The sequence below is a fragment of the unidentified bacterial endosymbiont genome, assembly GCF_918797525.1.
Lineage (GTDB): Bacteria > Pseudomonadota > Gammaproteobacteria > Enterobacterales > Enterobacteriaceae > Enterobacter.
Genome location: NZ_OU963893.1, coordinates 2304266 through 2322625, shown reverse-complemented (window position 1 = coordinate 2322625; position 18360 = coordinate 2304266). Strand labels below are relative to the sequence as shown.

16 protein-coding genes are annotated in these 18360 nt (G+C 54.0%); 6 read left to right on the top strand and 10 right to left on the bottom strand.

The window, feature by feature from the left end; genetic code table 11:
• The first annotated feature begins 132 nt into the window (after window positions 1-132).
• Both NL510_RS11090 and NL510_RS11085 read left to right on the top strand, forming a co-directional pair.
• Window positions 133-330: a hypothetical protein gene (locus NL510_RS11090; RefSeq protein ID WP_253384614.1), complete on the top strand. Its 198-nt coding sequence runs from the start codon at window positions 133-135 to the stop codon at window positions 328-330.
• 1 nt (window position 331) lies between these two features.
• Window positions 332-1111: a hypothetical protein gene (locus NL510_RS11085; protein WP_253384612.1), complete on the top strand. Its 780-nt coding sequence runs from the start codon at window positions 332-334 to the stop codon at window positions 1109-1111.
• Between the two features lie 55 nt (window positions 1112-1166).
• On the opposite strand, the gene NL510_RS11080 is transcribed toward NL510_RS11085, so the two are convergent.
• Together NL510_RS11080 and NL510_RS11075 are read right to left on the bottom strand one after the other, a co-directional pair.
• Window positions 1167-2348 (bottom strand): MFS transporter, encoded by a 1182-nt coding sequence (locus tag NL510_RS11080; RefSeq protein WP_253384610.1) that lies wholly within the window; start codon window positions 2346-2348, stop codon window positions 1167-1169.
• Between the two features lie 47 nt (window positions 2349-2395).
• Window positions 2396-3532 carry an alpha/beta hydrolase gene (locus NL510_RS11075; protein ID WP_253384608.1) on the bottom strand — a complete coding sequence of 379 codons (1137 nt, stop codon included), beginning with the start codon at window positions 3530-3532 and terminating at the stop codon, window positions 2396-2398.
• A gap of 177 nt (window positions 3533-3709) precedes the next feature.
• Here NL510_RS11075 and NL510_RS11070 point away from each other — a divergent pair, with 177 nt between their 5' ends.
• Complete coding sequence (locus tag NL510_RS11070) at window positions 3710-4594, top strand: LysR family transcriptional regulator (RefSeq protein WP_253384606.1); 885 nt, start codon at window positions 3710-3712, stop codon at window positions 4592-4594.
• A 43-nt stretch (window positions 4595-4637) separates the two neighbouring features.
• On the opposite strand, the gene NL510_RS11065 is transcribed toward NL510_RS11070, so the two are convergent.
• From NL510_RS11065 to NL510_RS11050, 4 genes are all read right to left on the bottom strand, one after another.
• The gene (locus NL510_RS11065; protein WP_253384604.1) at window positions 4638-4958 is read right to left on the bottom strand and encodes a YdbL family probable chaperone protein; all 321 of its coding nucleotides are present in this window, start codon (window positions 4956-4958) and stop codon (window positions 4638-4640) included.
• A 7-nt stretch (window positions 4959-4965) separates the two neighbouring features.
• A complete protein-coding gene (locus NL510_RS11060) occupies window positions 4966-5157 on the bottom strand; it encodes a YnbE family lipoprotein (protein ID WP_253384602.1) in 192 nt (63 codons plus the stop codon).
• Entirely contained in the window at window positions 5154-7793 is a 2640-nt protein-coding gene (locus NL510_RS11055; protein ID WP_253384600.1) for a YdbH family protein, read from the bottom strand. Before NL510_RS11055 ends, NL510_RS11060 begins: the two co-directional genes overlap by 4 nt.
• 164 nt (window positions 7794-7957) lie before the next feature.
• Window positions 7958-9214, bottom strand: a complete 1257-nt coding sequence (locus tag NL510_RS11050; protein ID WP_253384859.1) for a mechanosensitive ion channel family protein — start codon at window positions 9212-9214, stop codon at window positions 7958-7960.
• 345 nt (window positions 9215-9559) lie between these two features.
• On the opposite strand from NL510_RS11050, the gene NL510_RS11045 reads away from it, so the two are divergent.
• A complete protein-coding gene (locus NL510_RS11045) occupies window positions 9560-10549 on the top strand; it encodes a 2-hydroxyacid dehydrogenase (RefSeq protein WP_253384598.1) in 990 nt (329 codons plus the stop codon).
• A gap of 145 nt (window positions 10550-10694) precedes the next feature.
• Here the strand turns inward: NL510_RS11045 and dcp are convergent, their stop codons facing one another.
• On the bottom strand, window positions 10695-12728 hold the full coding sequence (gene dcp, locus NL510_RS11040; protein ID WP_253384596.1) for a peptidyl-dipeptidase Dcp: 2034 nt from the start codon (window positions 12726-12728) through the stop codon (window positions 10695-10697).
• A 143-nt stretch (window positions 12729-12871) separates the two neighbouring features.
• On the opposite strand from dcp, the gene ydfG reads away from it, so the two are divergent.
• On the top strand, window positions 12872-13618 hold the full coding sequence (gene ydfG, locus NL510_RS11035) for a bifunctional NADP-dependent 3-hydroxy acid dehydrogenase/3-hydroxypropionate dehydrogenase YdfG (RefSeq protein WP_253384594.1): 747 nt from the start codon (window positions 12872-12874) through the stop codon (window positions 13616-13618).
• 88 nt (window positions 13619-13706) lie between these two features.
• A complete protein-coding gene (locus NL510_RS11030) occupies window positions 13707-14393 on the top strand; it encodes a GntR family transcriptional regulator (RefSeq protein ID WP_253384592.1) in 687 nt (228 codons plus the stop codon).
• Window positions 14394-14427: 34 nt separating this feature from the next.
• Here NL510_RS11030 and NL510_RS11025 read toward each other — a convergent pair whose 3' ends face one another.
• From NL510_RS11025 to NL510_RS11015, 3 genes are all read right to left on the bottom strand, one after another.
• Window positions 14428-14859, bottom strand: coding sequence for a universal stress protein (locus NL510_RS11025; protein WP_253384590.1), 432 nt, complete (start codon window positions 14857-14859; stop codon window positions 14428-14430).
• 198 nt (window positions 14860-15057) lie between these two features.
• Window positions 15058-16521 carry a mannitol dehydrogenase family protein gene (locus NL510_RS11020; protein ID WP_253384588.1) on the bottom strand — a complete coding sequence of 488 codons (1464 nt, stop codon included), beginning with the start codon at window positions 16519-16521 and terminating at the stop codon, window positions 15058-15060.
• 226 nt (window positions 16522-16747) lie between these two features.
• On the bottom strand, window positions 16748-18286 hold the full coding sequence (locus tag NL510_RS11015) for an MFS transporter (RefSeq protein WP_253384586.1): 1539 nt from the start codon (window positions 18284-18286) through the stop codon (window positions 16748-16750).
• Window positions 18287-18360: the final 74 nt, after the last annotated feature.

The window sequence follows — 18360 nt, the reverse complement described above, 5'->3', positions numbered from 1 at the left end:
AAGCATATTTTGATGGTTTTTTTCACTCAGATTATGCGTCGCCTCACCCGCCATGCTTTTCAGTTAAACCTTAAGGAAAACCTCCGTTCTTTCTTCCAGGCTTATCCTTTTTCTTTATGAGGATGTAACGCCATGAGACGACTATTAATTTCACTTTTCTCAAGCCCTGAGTCCCTGCTTCAGGTGATGAGCCAGCAGGAAATTATTGAAGCCGTGGAGGATGGCGATCGGATCATTATCGATCAGGACGGTAACGCCTCGGTTAACTACAAAAGCAACGACGTGCGCCAGGATTTTCTGCGCCACGTTAATGCGCTGAAGAGGGCGTAATATGGGAACGGCAATCTTTATGGTGCTGATGGTGTGCGGATACTGGTACACCAGCCGCGATCTCTCCACACGCTTTAAAATCAAACGTTCTTTCGGCTGGGATGTCTATTTTCTTGTGGCGCTGTACGGCTGTATTTTTGTTCTGCAAGGGGTGATTGCCACCGGTCTGCTCTGGCTACTGCTGTATGCCCTCTCCGCTCTCGACAACACTTTTCATTTCACCTCGCAGAAATACGCCGACTGGCAAATTGATTTTATGAACTGGAGCTTTTTGGGGATCCAGGCTCCGGTGGTGGTGATGCTGGCGTTTGCGATCCTGTTTTGTCTTTATCGCTCCAACTGGGCCGGAAGCGCGCGACTGGATGGCGAAGGCCGAAAAAAACTGTACAAACGCCTTGCCCAGTCGAGCGGTATCGAACAGTTGCTGTATCAGTGTATGGAACAGGGCGAACTGGCGCTGGTGACGCTCCGCTCGCGGCGCATCTATGTGGGAATGATCCACACCGCCACGCTTGAATATGAAAAAACGGCCAATATCGTGCTTATTCCGATGTTGAGCGGTTACCGCGAAGAGGAGACGATGAACCTGCGCATCGAAAATAATTACAGCAGATGGTATGCCGAACACGACATCGCGCTTGATTCAGAACCTAAAAGCGCAATGGACTTCCGAAAGGTGATTTTACTCAATCAGATTGAGAGTCTTTCATTGTTCGATCCCGCCAGCGCCAGCGCGCTGGCAATGGCGCATCAGGGTGAGAGTGCGGACGGTAAAAAGTGAAGCCCCGGTGGCGACACGCTGAGAACCGGTTCCCGCCGTCGCGACTGGGGTAGGGTTAAACCCGGCGCGATGTGAGGAACGTCAGGGCGACGGCGCACAGCAGCAGCACGCTACTCATGGCAAATGCGCTCTGCCAGCCGAGATTATCAAACATAACGCCGCCTGCCGTTGAGCCCAGTGCGATAGCGAGCTGGATCACGGCAACCATCAGTCCGCCTCCAGCTTCGGCATCATCAGGCAGCGTGCGCGCAATCCAGGTCCACCACCCGGTTGGCGCAGCCGTTGCCAGTAGTCCCCAGAAGCCAAACAGCGGCGCAACAATCCACACGCTGTGCCCGGTCAGAATCAAGGCTATGGCGACGGCCGCCATCAGTCCAGGGATAGCGAAAAGCGTTGGGTAGAATTGCGCGTTCAGGAAGTTTGAGACAATTAGCGTGCCCACAAGCCCCGCCACGCCGATCGCGAGCAGTATAAGCGACAGCCCGGCGTCATTGACCCGCGTCACCGTCTCGAGAAACGGCCGCACGTAGGTAAAGAGCGCAAACTGGCCCATAAAGAACAGGCCACAGGCCAGCAGGCCAGGAGAGATCCCCGGGCGGCTGAGCAGGCTGAACACGGATCCGCGTGACGCATCGCTTTTATGACCAGCCATGTCGGGCAGGCTCACGCTCTGCCAGATAAGCGCCACCATTGCGACGGGGACTAGGCATAAGAAGGCTCCGCGCCAGCCGAGGATTGCCCCGAGGTAGCTCCCTAACGGTGCCGCCACTACCGTCGCCAGCGCATTCCCGCCGTTAAAAATAGCCAGCGCACGCGCCACCAGATGATCCGGGACAAGACGGATCGCCGTCGCGGCGGACATTGACCAGAATCCGCCGATGGCAATACCAATCAGCGCCCGGCCCGCCATGTACACCAGATAACTGGATGCCAGCGCAATAACAATGCCCGACACCGCCATCAGAACCGTCATCGCCATCAGGACATATTTCCGGTTCGCCGTTCCGGCAAGGGTTGAGAGGGTGAGGCTGGTTAACACCGCCAGCGCGCCGGAGATGGCAATCCCTTGTCCTGCCAGCCCCTCCGTCACGCCCAGGTCACGGGCAATTGGCGTGAGCAGGCTGACGGGCATAAACTCGGATGCAATCAAGACAAAGACACACAGGGTCATGGCAAAAATACCGCCCCATTGAGCGTGCTGACGCTTCTGTGAAGCTGTTTGGCTTAGTGTGGACATATTCAGCTCAGTAGCGAAGCCACCCGCCGCAGACGGGTGGCTGTCGCTTATTTCAGGTTGGTCTGGAAGAACTGCTCAAAGCGGGCAAAGGGGATTTTGCCCGCAACGTTATCGTACAAATCGACGTGATTTGCGCCCGGGACAATCACCAGCGCTTTGTTTTTACTGCCCACGGCCTTAAAGGCATCTTCCGCGAAGTAGCGTGAATGCGCCTTCTCACCCGTCACGATCAGGGTTGGGATGGTTATCTCTTTCGCGTAGCTCAGCAGCGGCATATTCATAAATGACAGCGGCATGGTGGCGGTCCAGGCGCCGGTCGAGTTAACGGAACGCTCATGGAAGCCGCGCGGCATACGGTAGTAATCAAAGAACTCTTTCAGGACCGGATGAGGATTTGCCGGCAGCGTTTCGGGCAGGATGCGCTCGCCTGCGCTGACGTTGCCGTTACGGTCGACGTTAATGTCATGGCCGCCGTGTGCGAAGGTTCCACTTTGGGTATCTTTCCAGCGCTGTTCATTCAGATAGTGCAATACCGCGCGGCGATCGGCGGGGGTGTAACGGTCTTTGCCGTCGCCTACGCCGTGGCCCATCGCCCGGCTCATGTCATACATCACGCTGGTCGCAACCGCTTTAATGCGCGTATCCGCCGCCGCCGCATTCAGCGCCATCCCTCCCCAGCCACAAATACCGAGGATGCCAATCCGGTTTCGATCCACCTCTTTTTGTAATCCCAGAAAATCAACCGCAGCGCTAAAATCTTCAGTGTTGATATCCGGTGAGGCGACGTTACGCGGATAACCGCCGCTTTCGCCGGTATAGGATGGGTCAAAAGCCAGCGTAATAAATCCCTGCTCAGCCAGGGTCTGGGCATACAGCCCGCTGGATTGCTCCTTCACCGCGCCAAAAGGCCCGCTTACCGCCACCGCCGCAAACTTACGGTCGCCCCGGTCTTTAGGCAGGTAGAGATCGCCCACCAGGGTGATGCCGTACCGGTTCTGGAATGACACTTTACGATGGTCGACTTTATCGCTCTCGGGGAAGGTTTTATCCCATTTATTGATCATCGACACGGGGGCATTCGGATGGGTTAAATCGGCATAACTCATAGTCGTTACTCCACTTAATGAGGCGAATAGCAGCATGGCAGGCATCGCAGTTTTCAGTTTTCTGGCAAACGTATTCATAAACATCCCCATAAAGAACAAGAGAGAAATACAGGTTTCTTACGGACAACGCTGCGGTGCTTTATTTCACTGAGGGTCAGTATAATGAGCAAAATTAGTGCTGATTAGAGGGGGATAAATGCTAAGATTCATACCATATTGTTATAAATTAGCGCCGGACCTGACGGGGATATCGCGGTGGCGAAACGAGAAAATTACAATGAGCTTTACCTGTTCATGCAGGTGGTGCGGGAAGGCAGTTTTACCGCGGCGGCTCAGCGGCTTGGGCTTGCGCAGTCGGGCGTCAGCCGGTCTGTTCGTGAACTTGAAGAGAGAGTGGGCGTTCAGTTGCTGGTGCGCACTACGCGCAAGCTGTCGCTAACGCAGGCCGGGGAGCAGCTTTACCAGAAGGCTGAGTCCGGGTTTGATGCGTTAGACGTGGGGCTTGCCACTCTGGCCCATTATCGTCAAAGCCCCTCTGGCACGGTGCGGATCAATGCCAGCCAGCACGCTATTGATAAATGCCTCCTGCCAAAGCTTGCGGTATTTAAACAGCGCTACCCCGACATCAGGCTTGAACTGATAAATGAGAGTCGCTTCGTCGATATTATTGAGGAACGGTTCGATGCGGGGGTTCGCCTGGGGCCAGAGGTGGCTCAGGGCATGGTGGCGGTGCGCATTACCCCCGATATGGAGATGGCTGTGGTCGCCACCCCCGACCATTTTCGTCGCTACGGCTTTGCCCAGACCCCGGCGGATTTAGCCCTCCATCCCTGCATTGCCTACCAGTTTGCCGACGGCAGTGTGTATCAGTGGGAACTCATTCAGGACGGGAAAAAAATCATCCACCGGCCAGACGGGCAATGGGCGCTGTCTGATAGCTATATGGAGGCAGAAGCCGCCCGGTTGGGCCTGGGGCTGGCCTATGTTCCTGTCGAACTCATTGCGGACGATCTTGAACGCGGTACGCTGATCCGGGTGTTACAGCGTTACAGCCTGCGCATGGAGGGGTTGTTCCTGTATTACCCTCATCGCAACGTCTCCCCCGCCCTGCGCATCGTTATTGATACCCTGAAAATCTAGCGGCAGGACCGGTGGTCACGCTCATGACACGCGTTTTGGCCCGCTACTTTTTCAGCCATTTGCCGTTAATCCCCTTCACGTATTCTCCGGGCTGGACGCGGGCAACCAGTTTTTGCCCGGCCATTTTCGCCACTTCATTGACCGGTAAGTTATTGCTGTCCGCCAGTTTTTGATAACTTTCCGTACGCGCGGCATTGATGTTGTTCACCAGTGCCAGGGTCTCGGCATCTTGCCTAACTGGCGCGATATAACCGCTCAGGGTTTCCCCCACGCGCCCCTGCATCCGGGCGTCGTTTAAGGTGAGCGCTGCCGCCTGTACGTTCATTCCCAGCGTCAGGATGAAAAGGGCTACTGTTTGTTTCATGGCATCCTCAGAACAGATCGCTGCGTGATTTCAACAGGGTTTCAACGTCCTTATCGACTTTGATGTGGATCTCATGTTCGATTTTCACGTTCATATTGATGGTAATCGGCTCCTTCGGCGCGGCGACTTCAATGCGCGGCGTACAGCCGTTCAGCAGCGCGGCAACGGCGACGGTAAGTGCCCCAGCCCTCTTTTTCATTGTTGTTCCTCACTTTCCTTGCCAGTCGAACTGCGGGTAATGGGTATGACCGCGTGTTGCTCAAACCAGGTTTTCAGGTTGTCTCCAAAACGCAGGCTGCGCCAGAGGATAAAGACGTTCTCTTCATGAGTGTAATTCAGGTTGACAGAACCGCTTTTTCCATCCATCCGGCTGGTTCCTTTGATCGCCGACTGCATTGTCAATTGCCCCAGATTATCAAGATTAATTTTTGTCCAGGAGTGGGCGATTTCCATATAGCGGAGCCAGTTGATCGCCGCGCCTGCGACCATATTGTCGCGCACGATGGCGTCGGCGGTATCCTGGTCGATACGCAGCGTCATAGTCCCCGGGTTCGTCAGCCAACCGTCTTTGATAATCCATTTTTCATTATTTAGCCAGAACGGCAACGCCCCGCTTACCGGCCCGGACAGGGTAAATTGCTTCGGGTTAACGGCGCTAATCAGTTCGCTGGAGGAGATATTGTCCACGCGTAACAGGCCCGGAACGTGTTGCGGCATTCGCAGTTGCTGCAGGGTAATTTTGCCCCCCAGCATTTCAACCTTCACGTTGGTGAGCAGCAGCGGGTTTTCCTCACTCCATGGATAGTCGCCCTGCAGGTCCGCTGTAATATTGCGCGCGGTGACCAGATTTTTCACTTCGCCGATACGTAAGGTTACCGGACCGCGGGTGCCTAACGACCAGATCCCCTCGCGAAAACGAAACGGTAGAACGAAGTCCACGCCGCTGACCTGGTTATCTGGCATCCAGACGCTACCGGATTTAAGGACGCCGTGACCGCCAGCCTCAAAGCCCTGGTCTGCGGCGGCTGAAAAGGCAACCTGCGCATAGAGTTCGCCGTCACGCAGGGTCATCTTCCAGTCCGTCGGGATAAGCGGCTGGAACACGTTAAGCGACTGTTGCGGCCACCAGGCTTCTCCGCGCAGACGTTCGCCGTCCCAGCGCCCGTTTACCTGCACCGGGCCAATTTTATCGGCATGGAGGCGGCCCCTGAACTGGAAGCGTGTCGGGTCAGGCCCCTCAACGCTGAACGCCAGTACCGACGGCGGCAGCACGCTTCCACCGGAGAAGGTCGTTTGCCCGGCATTGAGTGAGAGTGCGCCGCTGAACGTGGGCCTCGCCGGGTCGCGAAACCAGCGTACAGGCTTATCCAGCACCAGACGAGGTTTGCTCACCGTCATGGTGCCGTACTGGAGCTGGTCAAAACCGGTGGAAAGATCGGTCAGCTCAATAAGCTGGTCACGCCACTCGCCTCTTCCCGCTACATCCCAACGCGCCTGCATCGGCGTGAAGCCTCCTTTGCCCCAGTAGCGCCACTGCCACAGTCCGTTATCGGGTAAAAAGTCGCTGGCCTGGCCGTCGAGATGGAGTTCAAAATCCCCCATGTCATTTTCATGCGCCCGCAAAATGGCCTGCAGCCGTCCATCCACGCCCTTCTGCGTCACTTTCACACCGGCCAGCGGCCAGCGGATTTCATCGATATCAAGGGCGTTGATGATACGTCCGCGTGAACGCAATAGCGCACCGGGGGCAAAAATGAGCTGCGGGTCGCTCAGGCTGCCAGTCAGTTTTGCCGGGAGCCTGGCGTAGAGCACGAGGTCGTCTTGTTTCGCCTCGCCGCTCAGGTGGAGCGGCATGTCGCTGTTATCCATGCTGAGCCTGCCCGGGCCAAAATTCAGTACCGCGTTACCTTTCCCCGCATCGCCCTGGGTAAGCACATTCAGGCGCCCCGTAACCGTGGCTTTTTCCAGTCCCAGTTGCCAGTTGTCGACCCGAAGGCCAACGCGACCGCTCAACGGCATACCTGACCGATCCCAGTGCCAGCGACCGTCGCTGATGGTCAACTCTTGGCGGGTAATTTGCCACGGCAGGTCGAGCAGGGGGTCGGGGTTATCTCGCGCCATGACCACCAGTTGCCCCTGGTTTTCTTGCCATTCCAGTTCGGCATCGACCAGCGACGATAACGCTGGCACCTTAAATGTCGCGAGCGCTTGGCCTTTAACCGGCACGCCGTCCGGCACCAGGGGTAAGGTGAACTCACCCAGCAGCTTAACGGGCTGGGGTTGACCGGCAAGCTGAACGTCAAACTGGCTGATAGCCAGCGTTTGACCACGCAATTGCCCCTTGATACTCACCTGTTCACCTTGATAGGCCACTTCCTGTTGGGCAGGCGTGAGCGATGCACGAAGCTCACCCTCCCACTGCTGCCAGGGCGAAAGCGTCAGGCGATGAATGGTTATCCAGGCGTTGGGCAAGAGTGCCTGCCACTGCGCCAGGGTTTTTGGCGCGGCCGTCGAGGGGGCGGACGGCGGAATTTTGCCAAGGCAGACGGAATGAATGTCAAGCGCGCCGATATCCAGATCCCAGCGGCTGGGGTGCGACAGGGTCGCATTTTCGAGGCGGGCAATTTCGCAGTCCTCAACCAGATAACGAAGATCGGGGATAACAATAGCGTGGCGCGTCAGGATGGGAGGCTTCTCGAAGGCGATACGCGTCCCTGCGGGCAGCCAAATCCCGGCGAGCGTCGGCACCCACTGCGCGAGGGTCATCAACAGCGTCAGTGGCAACAAAATGAACAGCAGTAAGAGCGCAATAGCGGCTTTGTATTTACCCTTCATGGGCAGTTAATATCCTGATTTAGCGTAAGATTAAGCCGGCAGTGCCGATCATTGTCGCATGTTTAGCCAGTCAGGTGAAGCGGATGGCTTTTTAAGGATAGATGCACTTACCCCCTGCGGGAGTTTTTTTAGTGTCGCTGATGCAGTAGCGCGCAATCTATCACTTAAGGCTCATCAGGCCGCTGTTCACTATTTTGCGGGCGACTTTCCTGTGACAAACGCCAGAAATCATGCCCCGCAGGATATTGATATAAACGCAGGGAAAATCGCCCGGCGACGGCGGTAATATACTCAAAAATAGCGGACTGGGTATTTTCATAATCCATCCACAGGGTTGAGGTGGTAAAACAGTAAATTTCGAGCGGGATCCCGGACGGTGAAGGTTTTAACGTTCGCACCACGATGTACATATCCTTGATAATATCGGTTCGTTCTGCCAGGTACGCCATCAGATAGTGGCGAAAAAGCGTTAAATTGGTCAGCCCATTATCCACAAACCAGCTGTCCGCCACCCCGGTGGGATCACGTCCGTCAAGCAGCTTTGCCAGAGGTTCATTGACGCCGCGGATCGCCAGCATGGGCGCCAGGATGTCCTGAGACAAAAACACCACCGAGTGCTGATCGATTGTCGTATTTCGCATTATCCGTCGCGCCCCGGACGAAAACATGGCCTGCCAGTTGGTATAGGTTTCGGTGAGGAAATTTTTCGTCGGAATACGGGAGATAGTATTATCCCAGTTACGTATCGTGATCGTGTGCAAGGCTATATCGGTCACTTCACCGCTTAAATTTTTATCCGGCATTTCAATCCAGTCGCCAAGCTGCAGCACATCATTTGATGAGAGCTGTACGTTGGCCACCAGCGAAAGCAGCGTGTGCTGGAAGATTAACATCAGTACCGCAGCAACCGCCCCGAGACTTGAGATGATAATGGCTGGGGATTTGTTCGACATCACGGCCAGTATCATAATCGCCGCGATGATGTGGACTAAAATCTTCCCTATCTGGATATAGCCTTTAATTGAGTGATTTTTTCTCTTGGTTTTGCGTAAATAGGAGCTGTTAACGATATCCAGCATTTCATTGAAAAAGAGAGACAGGAAAACAAAGAACAGTATTCCACATACCGTGTTTATCGCCGTGGTCAACGAGCCAGGCATATTCGGCATAAATTGCAGAAGATAATAAACGATAAGAACAGGCACGAAATTGGACAGCTTTTCAGCAATGCGCCGATCTTTTTCGAGGGGAACATCCTGTTTGTGGCTGGAAAAGAACACTTTTCGGACAACTTTAATGAGCAGAAATTTGCACATAATATGCGCAAAAAACCCGGAGATAATCAGCAGTACGATATTAAAACCAATGGCCAGCGCTGGATTCCCTTCAATATAAGTTAATAAATACTCCATGTATGCCATCATTTATCACCTGCCTGACCCGTAACTGTGCAATAACGCGGTACTCTGCTGAGTTGTACAAAAAATTAACTTATTTGCATCATGGCATAACAGAGTTAATCACGTCCACTGGACCGAGGGTGAGATTGCCTCTGAAAGGCTAAACTGAAGCAGGCGAATAATGCCGCTATGCGGACGCTATTTTCCCTGAGGTAATGCCTGTCGCTGTTGATGTATTAAAATTCATTAAGGGCCGTGAATAGGCTGAAAACCCTTAAAGAACCTATTGAATTCAATGAAATTTTAGAATTTGTAAGCTATTTTTAATCATGCTAACGTGAAGGCAAAATCACTGGAGAAAGTCTTATGAAACTTGCCGTTTATAGTACAAAACAGTACGACAAAAAGTATCTGCAACAGGTTAACAAGACTTACGGGTTCGAACTCGAATTTTTCGACTTTCTGCTCACCGATAAAACTGCCAAAACGGCGAACGGTTGTGAGGGTGTCTGCATTTTCGTCAACGATGACGGCAGCCGTCCAGTGCTGGAAGAGTTGAAAAAACACGGCGTGAAGTTCATCGCCCTGCGCTGCGCAGGCTTTAACAACGTTGATCTTGACGCGGCAAAAGAACTGGGTTTGAAGGTAGTACGCGTCCCGGCTTACTCGCCGGAAGCGGTCGCAGAACATGCTGTTGGCATGATGATGTCGCTGAATCGTCGTATTCATCGCGCTTATCAACGCACCCGTGATGCGAACTTCTCCCTCGAAGGGCTGACGGGCTTTACCCTGTACGGCAAAACCGCAGGCGTGGTCGGTACCGGCAAAATTGGCGTGGCGGCCCTTCGCATTCTGAAAGGTTTTGGCATGCGCCTGCTGGCGTTTGATCCGTATCCCAGTGCGGCTGCGCTGGATCTGGGCGTGGAATATGTCGACCTGCCTACGCTGTTCTCACAGTCTGACGTAATTTCCCTGCACTGCCCGCTAACGCCTGATAACCACCACCTGCTTAACCAGGCCGCGTTTGACCAGATGAAAGACGGGGTGATGATCATCAATACCAGTCGCGGGGCATTAATTGATTCTCAGGCCGCTATCGAAGCGCTGAAAACGCAGAAGATTGGCGCACTGGGCATGGACGTGTATGAGAACGAACGCGATTTGTTCTTTGAAGACAAGTCCAACGACGTCATTCAGGATGACGTGTTCCGCCGCCTGTCTGCCTGCCATAACGTGTTGTTCACCGGTCACCAGGCGTTCCTCACTGCAGAAGCGCTGATCAGCATTTCTGAGACCACGCTTGAGAATCTGCTGCAGCTTGAGAAAGGTGAAGCCTGTCCTAACAGCATTGCCTGACGCTGGCGTGCCGGGTAGCGGTGTTGCCCTACCCGGCTCAGCCGCATTGATAAGGGTCATACACACAGACCATACTGAGTTCCTCTCCACTCTTATCGATAAAACCGGGCGCAATGCCCGGTTATGTTTGCAGCCAACAATGACCCTATGCGCTCAACCCGCGATTCTCCAGCATCGGTTCAATCTTCGGATCGTGCCCGCGCCAGTTCCGGTAGAGTTCAGCTAAATCAGTGCTGTTCCCGCGGGACAGTATCGCCTCGCGGAATTTTTGCCCGTTCTCGCGCGTTAATCCGCCCTGCTCGACGAACCACTGGTATCCATCGTCGGCCAGCATCTGCGTCCACAGGTAGGCGTAATATCCCGCCGCGTAGCCGCCGCCGAAGATATGGGCAAAGTAGCTGCTGCGATAGCGCGGTGGGATTGCGGGCAGATCCATCCCCTCTCTTTCCAGGGCTGCCGCTTCAAACGCCTCGACGTCACTTACTGCATCGCGGATGCCATGCCAGTTCATGTCCAGTAACGCAGCGCTAAGCAGCTCCGTCATGTCGTAGCCTTTATTGAACTGCGCAGTGTTAAGCATTTTTTCCAGCAAGGCTTCCGGCATCGGTTCACCGGTTTCAACGTGACGGGCATAATGGGCAAAGACCTGGGGATGGCTGGCCCAGTGCTCGTTAATTTGCGAGGGGAATTCTACAAAATCACGCGGCGTATTGGTGCCTGAAAGCGTGGCGTATCGCTGGCGGGCAAACAGACCGTGCAGCGTATGGCCAAATTCATGCAATAACGTCATCACATCATCCCAGGAGAGCAGTGCCGGCTGTCCGTTAGCCGGTTTTTGATAGTTACAGACGTTATAGATGACCGGACGCGCGGCAAACTCGAAGGATTGCTCGACAAAATTCCCCATCCACGCCCCGCCACCTTTCGATTCGCGGGCGAAGTAATCACCGTAGAACAAAGCCATGCCCTCCCCGGTGTAGTCGAAAATCTCCCATACGCGAACGTCGGGGTGATAGACGGGAAGATCAAACCGCTCGACGAAGCGGATCCCAAACAGCTGGCTGGCGGCCCAGAATACGCCGTCGTGCAACACGGTATTGAGGGCAAAGTAGGGTTTGATTTGCGACTCATCCAGAGCATATTTTCTTTGCCGCACGCGCTCGGCATAGAACGACCAGTCCCAGACCTGTACGCTAAAGCCACCCTGTTCGTCATCAATCACTTTCTGGATATCCGCCTGCTCACGCTCTGCCCGCGCGCGCGCGGCCGGAACAATACCGCGCATAAAGGCCAGCGCGGCGGCGGGGGTTTTCGCCATCTGATCGGCAGTACTCCAGCTTGCATAATCCTCGAACCCCAGCAACTGTGCCTGACGCGCACGCAAAGCGGTGAGGCGGCAAACCAGCTCCCGGGTATCGTTTTCATCGCCCTTTTGGGTGCGTTCCCATCCGGCATGAAAGAGATTTTGTCGCGTCTGACGGTTCTTCAGTAGCGAAAGCGCAGGCTGTTGGGTGGTATTGAGCAAGGGGATCAGCCAACGATCGTTCAGCCCTTTTTCAGCCGCGGCCTGAGCCGCGGTGGCTTTTTCGTCCGGGCTTAACCCCTCAAGCTGATGGGCGTAATCGACAACTAACCCACCCGCTTTATTGGCAGCCAGCAAGCGCTGGTTAAACTGGCTGGTCAGGGCGGCGGACGCCGTATTAAGCGCTTTCAGCTCCGCTTTTTCTGCGCTATTCAGGCGCGCGCCGGAGAGCACAAAGCGTTGATAGATCTCTTCCACCAGTCGTCGGGATTCCGTATCCAGCGCAGTACGCTCCTGCCAGACGCTTTCCACGCGGGAGAAGAGCGTGTCGTTGAGCCAGATATCGTTCGCCAGCGCTGCCAGTTCGGTGGAAAACGCCTCGTCCAGCGCCTGTAAATCATCATTGGTGTGTGCCGAGGCCATGGCGAAGAAAACGCTGCACACACGCGACAGCATGGCTCCGCTTTTTTCCAGCGCCAGCACGGTATTGCTGAAATCCGCCGCCGCGTCCTGCGCCACGATAGCATCAACCTCAGCCCGCTTCTGGCGCATCGCTTTATCGAACGCCGGGCGATAGTGGCTATCGTTGATCTCATCAAAGCGCGGCGCCTGATAAGGTAACAAACTGCTTTCAAACAAGGGATTGTTGTCCGACATCTTTTACTCCTGAGCACGGGATATCTCCCCAGAGTAGGCCAGGCGGACATCGCCTGCAATGGCGTCATACAAATGTTGCCTTAACGCATCGCGCGCGGGCGTGCTATGGTAATACAACATAAAAAACGTTGAGGAACAGTGAGATGATAGTATTAGTAACCGGGGCGACAGCGGGTTTTGGTGAAAGCATCACGCGTCGTTTCGTCGCCAACGGGCATAAGGTGATTGCAACGGGTCGCCGTCAGGAACGTCTGCAGGAGCTGAAAGATGCGCTGGGTGATAATATTCTGACCGCCCAACTGGACGTCCGCAACCGTGCCGCCATTGAAGAGATGATGGCAAACCTGCCTGGTGAATGGCGCGCCATCGATGTGCTGGTGAACAACGCCGGTCTGGCGCTGGGCCTTGAGCCTGCTCACAAGGCGAGCGTGGAAGACTGGGAAAATATGATCGACACCAACAACAAAGGGCTGGTGTACATGACCCGCGCCGTGCTGCCAGGCATGGTCGAACGCAACCGCGGTCACGTTATCAACATCGGTTCTACCGCCGGCAGTTGGCCGTACGTTGGCGGTAACGTTTATGGCGCAACCAAAGCCTTCGTGCGCCAGTTCAGCCTTAACCTGCGTACCGACCTGCACGGTACCGCCGTTCGCGTCACCGACATTGAGCCGGGTCTGGTTGGCGGGACTGAATTTTCCAACGTGCGTTTCAAAGGTGATGATGCGAAAGCGGATAAAACCTACGAAAACACCACGGCACTGACCCCCGAAGATATTACCGAGGCGGTCTGGTGGGTGGCGACGCTGCCGAAACACGTCAATATTAATACCGTTGAAATGATGCCGGTCAGCCAGAGCTTTGCCGGGCTCAGCGTTCACCGGGGCTAATCGGCCCTACCCGGCCTGCGGGCCGGGTATGTTAGCAGGGAAAAGAATGGTAGTATGTCCATGTTAACTCTCTGAGAAATCACAATCCATGGCCGTTGAATCCCAGCTCAATCCTACCCAGCCTGTTAATCAACAGATCTATCGTATTTTGCGACGTGATATTGTCCATTGTCTGATCCCACCCGGAACGCCGCTCTCTGAGAAAGAGGTGTCGGTACGTTTTGATGTTTCCCGACAGCCAGTGCGTGAGGCGTTTATTAAGCTCGCTGAAAACGGCCTGATTCAGATACGCCCGCAGCGCGGCAGCTATGTTAATAAGATCTCGCTTACTCAGGTACGTAATGGCTGTTTTGTCCGCCAGGCCATTGAGTGCGCGGTGGCGCGACGTGCCGCATCGCTGATTAACGACAATCAGGTGTACCATCTTGAACAAAACCTGCATCAACAGCGAATGGCCATCGACCGTAAACAACTGAACGATTTTTTCCAGCTTGATGACGAGTTTCACCAGAAGCTGGCGCAAATAGCCGATTGCCAGCTGGCCTGGGATACCATTGAGAACATCAAAGCGACCATTGACCGCGTGCGCTATATGAGCCTTGACCACGTCTCTCCGCCGGAAATGTTGCTTCGCCAGCACCATGATATTTTCAACGCTCTGGAACAACGTGATGCTGATGGCGTCGATAAAGCGATGACCTTGCATTTGCAGGAAATTAGCGAGTCGGTGCAGTTAATTCGTCAGGAAAATAGCGAGTGGTTTAGCGAAGAGTAAAGGTCGCCGCGCCCTTACGGTTGCGGCGAGTTATTCAGCGGACGACTAATACCGGAATGGTGGCGTAACGCAGGATGGATTCAGCATTCGAACCCAGAAGATGCGTGGTGATGCTCGGGTTTTTCGAGCCAATGACAATCACATCATAATCGCCTTCTTTGCTGAGCTTGATAATTTCATCACGCACATTGCCAAAACAGACTTTGCAGTCAATATCCTCCGGCGAAATATCGAAGAGCCGCTTTAAGGTCTTCATTTTTCTCTCGGATTCTGCGGTCATGAACGTTTCAAACTTCTTAATATCGGCGTTAAAGCCGCGCAGCAAAGACCGGCTACTGGCGGGCAAAATGTTCAACAGGGTTATCGATGCCCCCTCCGCTTTCGCCAGGTTGGCCGCGTGGCGTACCGCTTTATCGCTCAAGTCCATTTCAAACACGTCAACAGGCATCAAAATTTTCTTATACATAAGCCTGACTCCTTATACCGAGGAAGAAATTATTTTCTGCTGTAAGTTTGACATTAAGAATATAAACAAACCCTCAACGTTTACGTGCAGAAACTATTAATAAGGTAAATAGGCGTCTGCTTTGTAAAATGCTGTACACAAGCGTAATGTAATGACCATTGGCTGACGAATTATGCCGTCGCAGGCGGCATATCCGGCTTACGGCTGTGCGGCGTACTGCGCAACCGTTGCTTTCGCCCCGTGTTGCAGCAGCGTCTGATACGCTTTCAATACCGCATCCACAAAGGTCGCGTTCTTCGGTAACGTTTTGCCAAAGATAGCCTCAATGCCCAACAGCGCTTTCACACGGCTTACGCCCTCTGCGCTGCCCTCAACTGCGGCCTGAATAGTGGCAAGCTGCGGGTCACTCACGTCAATGTCGTTACCCTGCTCATCCACGCCGCCGACATAGCGCATCCAGCCCGCCACGCCCAGCGCCAGCAATGGGAAGGGCTTCTGCTGCTCCAGATGCCAGCGCACGGAATCAAGCATACGTTGCGGCAGTTTTTGGCTGCCATCCATCGCGATTTGCCAGGTGCGGTGACGCAGCGCCGGGTTGCTGTAACGTGCGATCAGAAGATCGGCATAGTGCGCTAAATCAACGCCTTTGACCTTCAGCGTCGGCGCCTGCTCTTTCAACATCAGCGCGTGAGCGGCGAGGCGATAGTTTTTGTCTTCCATGCAGTCATTGATGTGCTGATACCCCGCCAGATAACCGAGATAGGCCAGGAACGAATGACTGCCGTTAAGCATACGCAGTTTCATCTCTTCAAACGGAATGACATCTGCAACCAGTTCAGCGCCCGCTTTTTCCCACTGCGGGCACCCGGCCACAAAGTTATCCTCAACCACCCACTGGCGGAAAGGTTCACAGGCCACGCCAGCCGGATCGCGCACGCCAGTCAACTGTTCGATTTTATCAAGCGTGTCGGCCGTCACTGCGGGCACAATGCGGTCGACCATCGTCGACGGGAATGTCACATTGGCGTCAATCCAGTCCGCCAGCGCCTGGTCAACCGCGCGGGCGTAGGCACAGATGACGTTGCGCATCACGTGGCCGTTCTCGGGCATATTGTCACAGGACATAACGCTAAACGCGGGCAGACCTGCCGCTTTGCGTCGCGCCAGTGCTTCAACCACCACGCCAGGCGCGGATTTTGGCTGCTGAGGGTGTTGCAGGTCAGCTACAATAAAAGGATGATCGAGCATCAGTTGCCCGGTCGCCGGGGAGTGGCAGTACCCTTTCTCGGTGATGGTCAGTGAAACAATCGCCACCTGCGGTTCACACATGGCCGCCAGCACGGTCTCCAGGCCATCAACCTGGGCGTGCAGGACTTTTTTAACCACCCCTACTACCCGTGATGTCCACGCATCGGCCGACATTTCCGCCACGGTGTACAGGTTATCCTGCGCCTTGAGGTCGGCAATTTGCTGCTCGCCGCCAATCAGGTTAACTTCGCAGTACCCCCAGTCGCTGCCGTGTTCCGCCGCAAGAATGTCGGTATACACGGCCTGGTGCGCGCGGTGGAAAGCGCCAAACCCTAAATGAACAATGCGTACCTTGAGGCTCTCGCGATCGTATTGAGGAAGCGTCGCTTTCGCCTGTAATAACCGGTTTTCCATGATTGAGACTCGTTAAGTAAATTTCGCTGTGATCCGCTGCCGCACGGTGACTAGCGCGACAGCGCCTGCTGACTACACCAACTAGAATGGCAGTGGCTGTAACATACCGTGCCATTCACCATACGGATCCCCCTGAGATGAACATTGATTTACATTAACTTTCATCTAACTGGTGTGATATAAAAATCAAGTTGTGTGATATCAGTTCAAAAGATATAAACCAAACTCACAGGACAGGCCGTACATTTCCGTCAGTGACTGTCGCCGCGGGCTCACGGCACAGCGTGTCCCATGAATATCCCGTTAAATCTTCCACAACACGACGCGCCTCGGCAGAGACCTGCTGCGGGTGACCGTTTGCTTTCAACCGGTCCAGCTCATCGACAAAAATTTTATGCGTCCGTTTATTCAGATGGAACGTCAGCGCCTGCCACAGCGCCAGAATCAGTAGTCCAGCTGTGCCAACGAACATTAACATTGCGATGGTATGAACAGCCTCCGGCGGCTGCGTCTGGCTGCCTTTCATAAAGCCCCCGCTTTGCAACAGAATGCCGACGATAAAAGTGGCGATCGCAACGGTGGTTTTGCGCGAGAAGGTCATAACGGCCGCAAAAAGACCTTCGCGACGCTGGTGGCTAACCATCTCATCAATATCTGGAATGAACGGGAACACGTTCCAGGGGGTGAACTCCAGTACACAGCGCCCCACCTGATAAAGGCCGCCAAGAACAACCAGCATCGTCACGGTGTTCAGGGCCGGGATCTGGTACACCGCAAAAAAACCGCCCAGGCAGATCAACATCAATAAATAGGCAAAGACATAGAGCTTCGAGGGTCCGTATTTGATGATCCCGATACCCGCAATCAGGGTGACGGGTAGCCCGACGATACTCATCGATAATAAGCTTCCCGCAAGCGAGGACGATACGTGCAGGCAGTAAACACAGAAGAAGACAAACACCGTGTTATAGACATCTTTACCGGTAAACGAGAGCAGATAGATGGCCAGATGCTTACGGAATGCCCGAATTTTGAGGGTTGAACCATACTCCCTGAAAAGATGACAGAGGCTTGCCAGTTTTTCCGCCAGCGTTTTTTGCCGTTCGTCTTTTTCAAGCTCGGCCCGCATCTCTGGCGTCAGTTCGCGCTCCCAAGTGACGTTCCAGGAGATAAAAACGCAGACCATAAACAGGACGGCAAAAATGACGCCATTAATAAGATAGGCATGTGCGCTGTTTTCACCGAAATAGCTAATTAGCAACCCGGGAATAAACGTTGCCAAAAAAGTACCGGAGGCAGAAAGAAACATGCGGCAGGTGGAAAGTTTGGTGCGCTGGTTGTAATCTTTGGTCATTTCAGAGGGCAATGTTTCCCAGGGAATAAGAACCATCGCCGCGATAATCTCAAACGCAAGATAGACCGCCAGATAAAAACCGTAATTCATCCCATCCAGCCAAAGCAAGGCATAGACCAGCATCAACGGCGCGCCAATCAGTAAGAAAAAGCGTCGACGGCCAAATTTTTTGCCAAAATAATGTTTGTAGAAATGATCGGTAAAACTGCCCATAAACAGGCTAACCACCGCATCAACGACACGTGCAATCGCGACGATTGAGGCCGCCTCTACCGGGGATAAGCCGACAAACGTGGTATAAAAGAAGAGTAGCCAGGCGCCGATAACGGTAAATGCGCCGCCGCCCATAATATCCGTAAGTCCATAACCAATGCTTACCGGAACAGTAATATTTTTTGCTTTCTGTGACATAGTTCACCCCCTACTCAATGAGTAGAATGCAGTAATGTATTTATTATTTTCGTTTGAAATAAGTGCATGTTGTG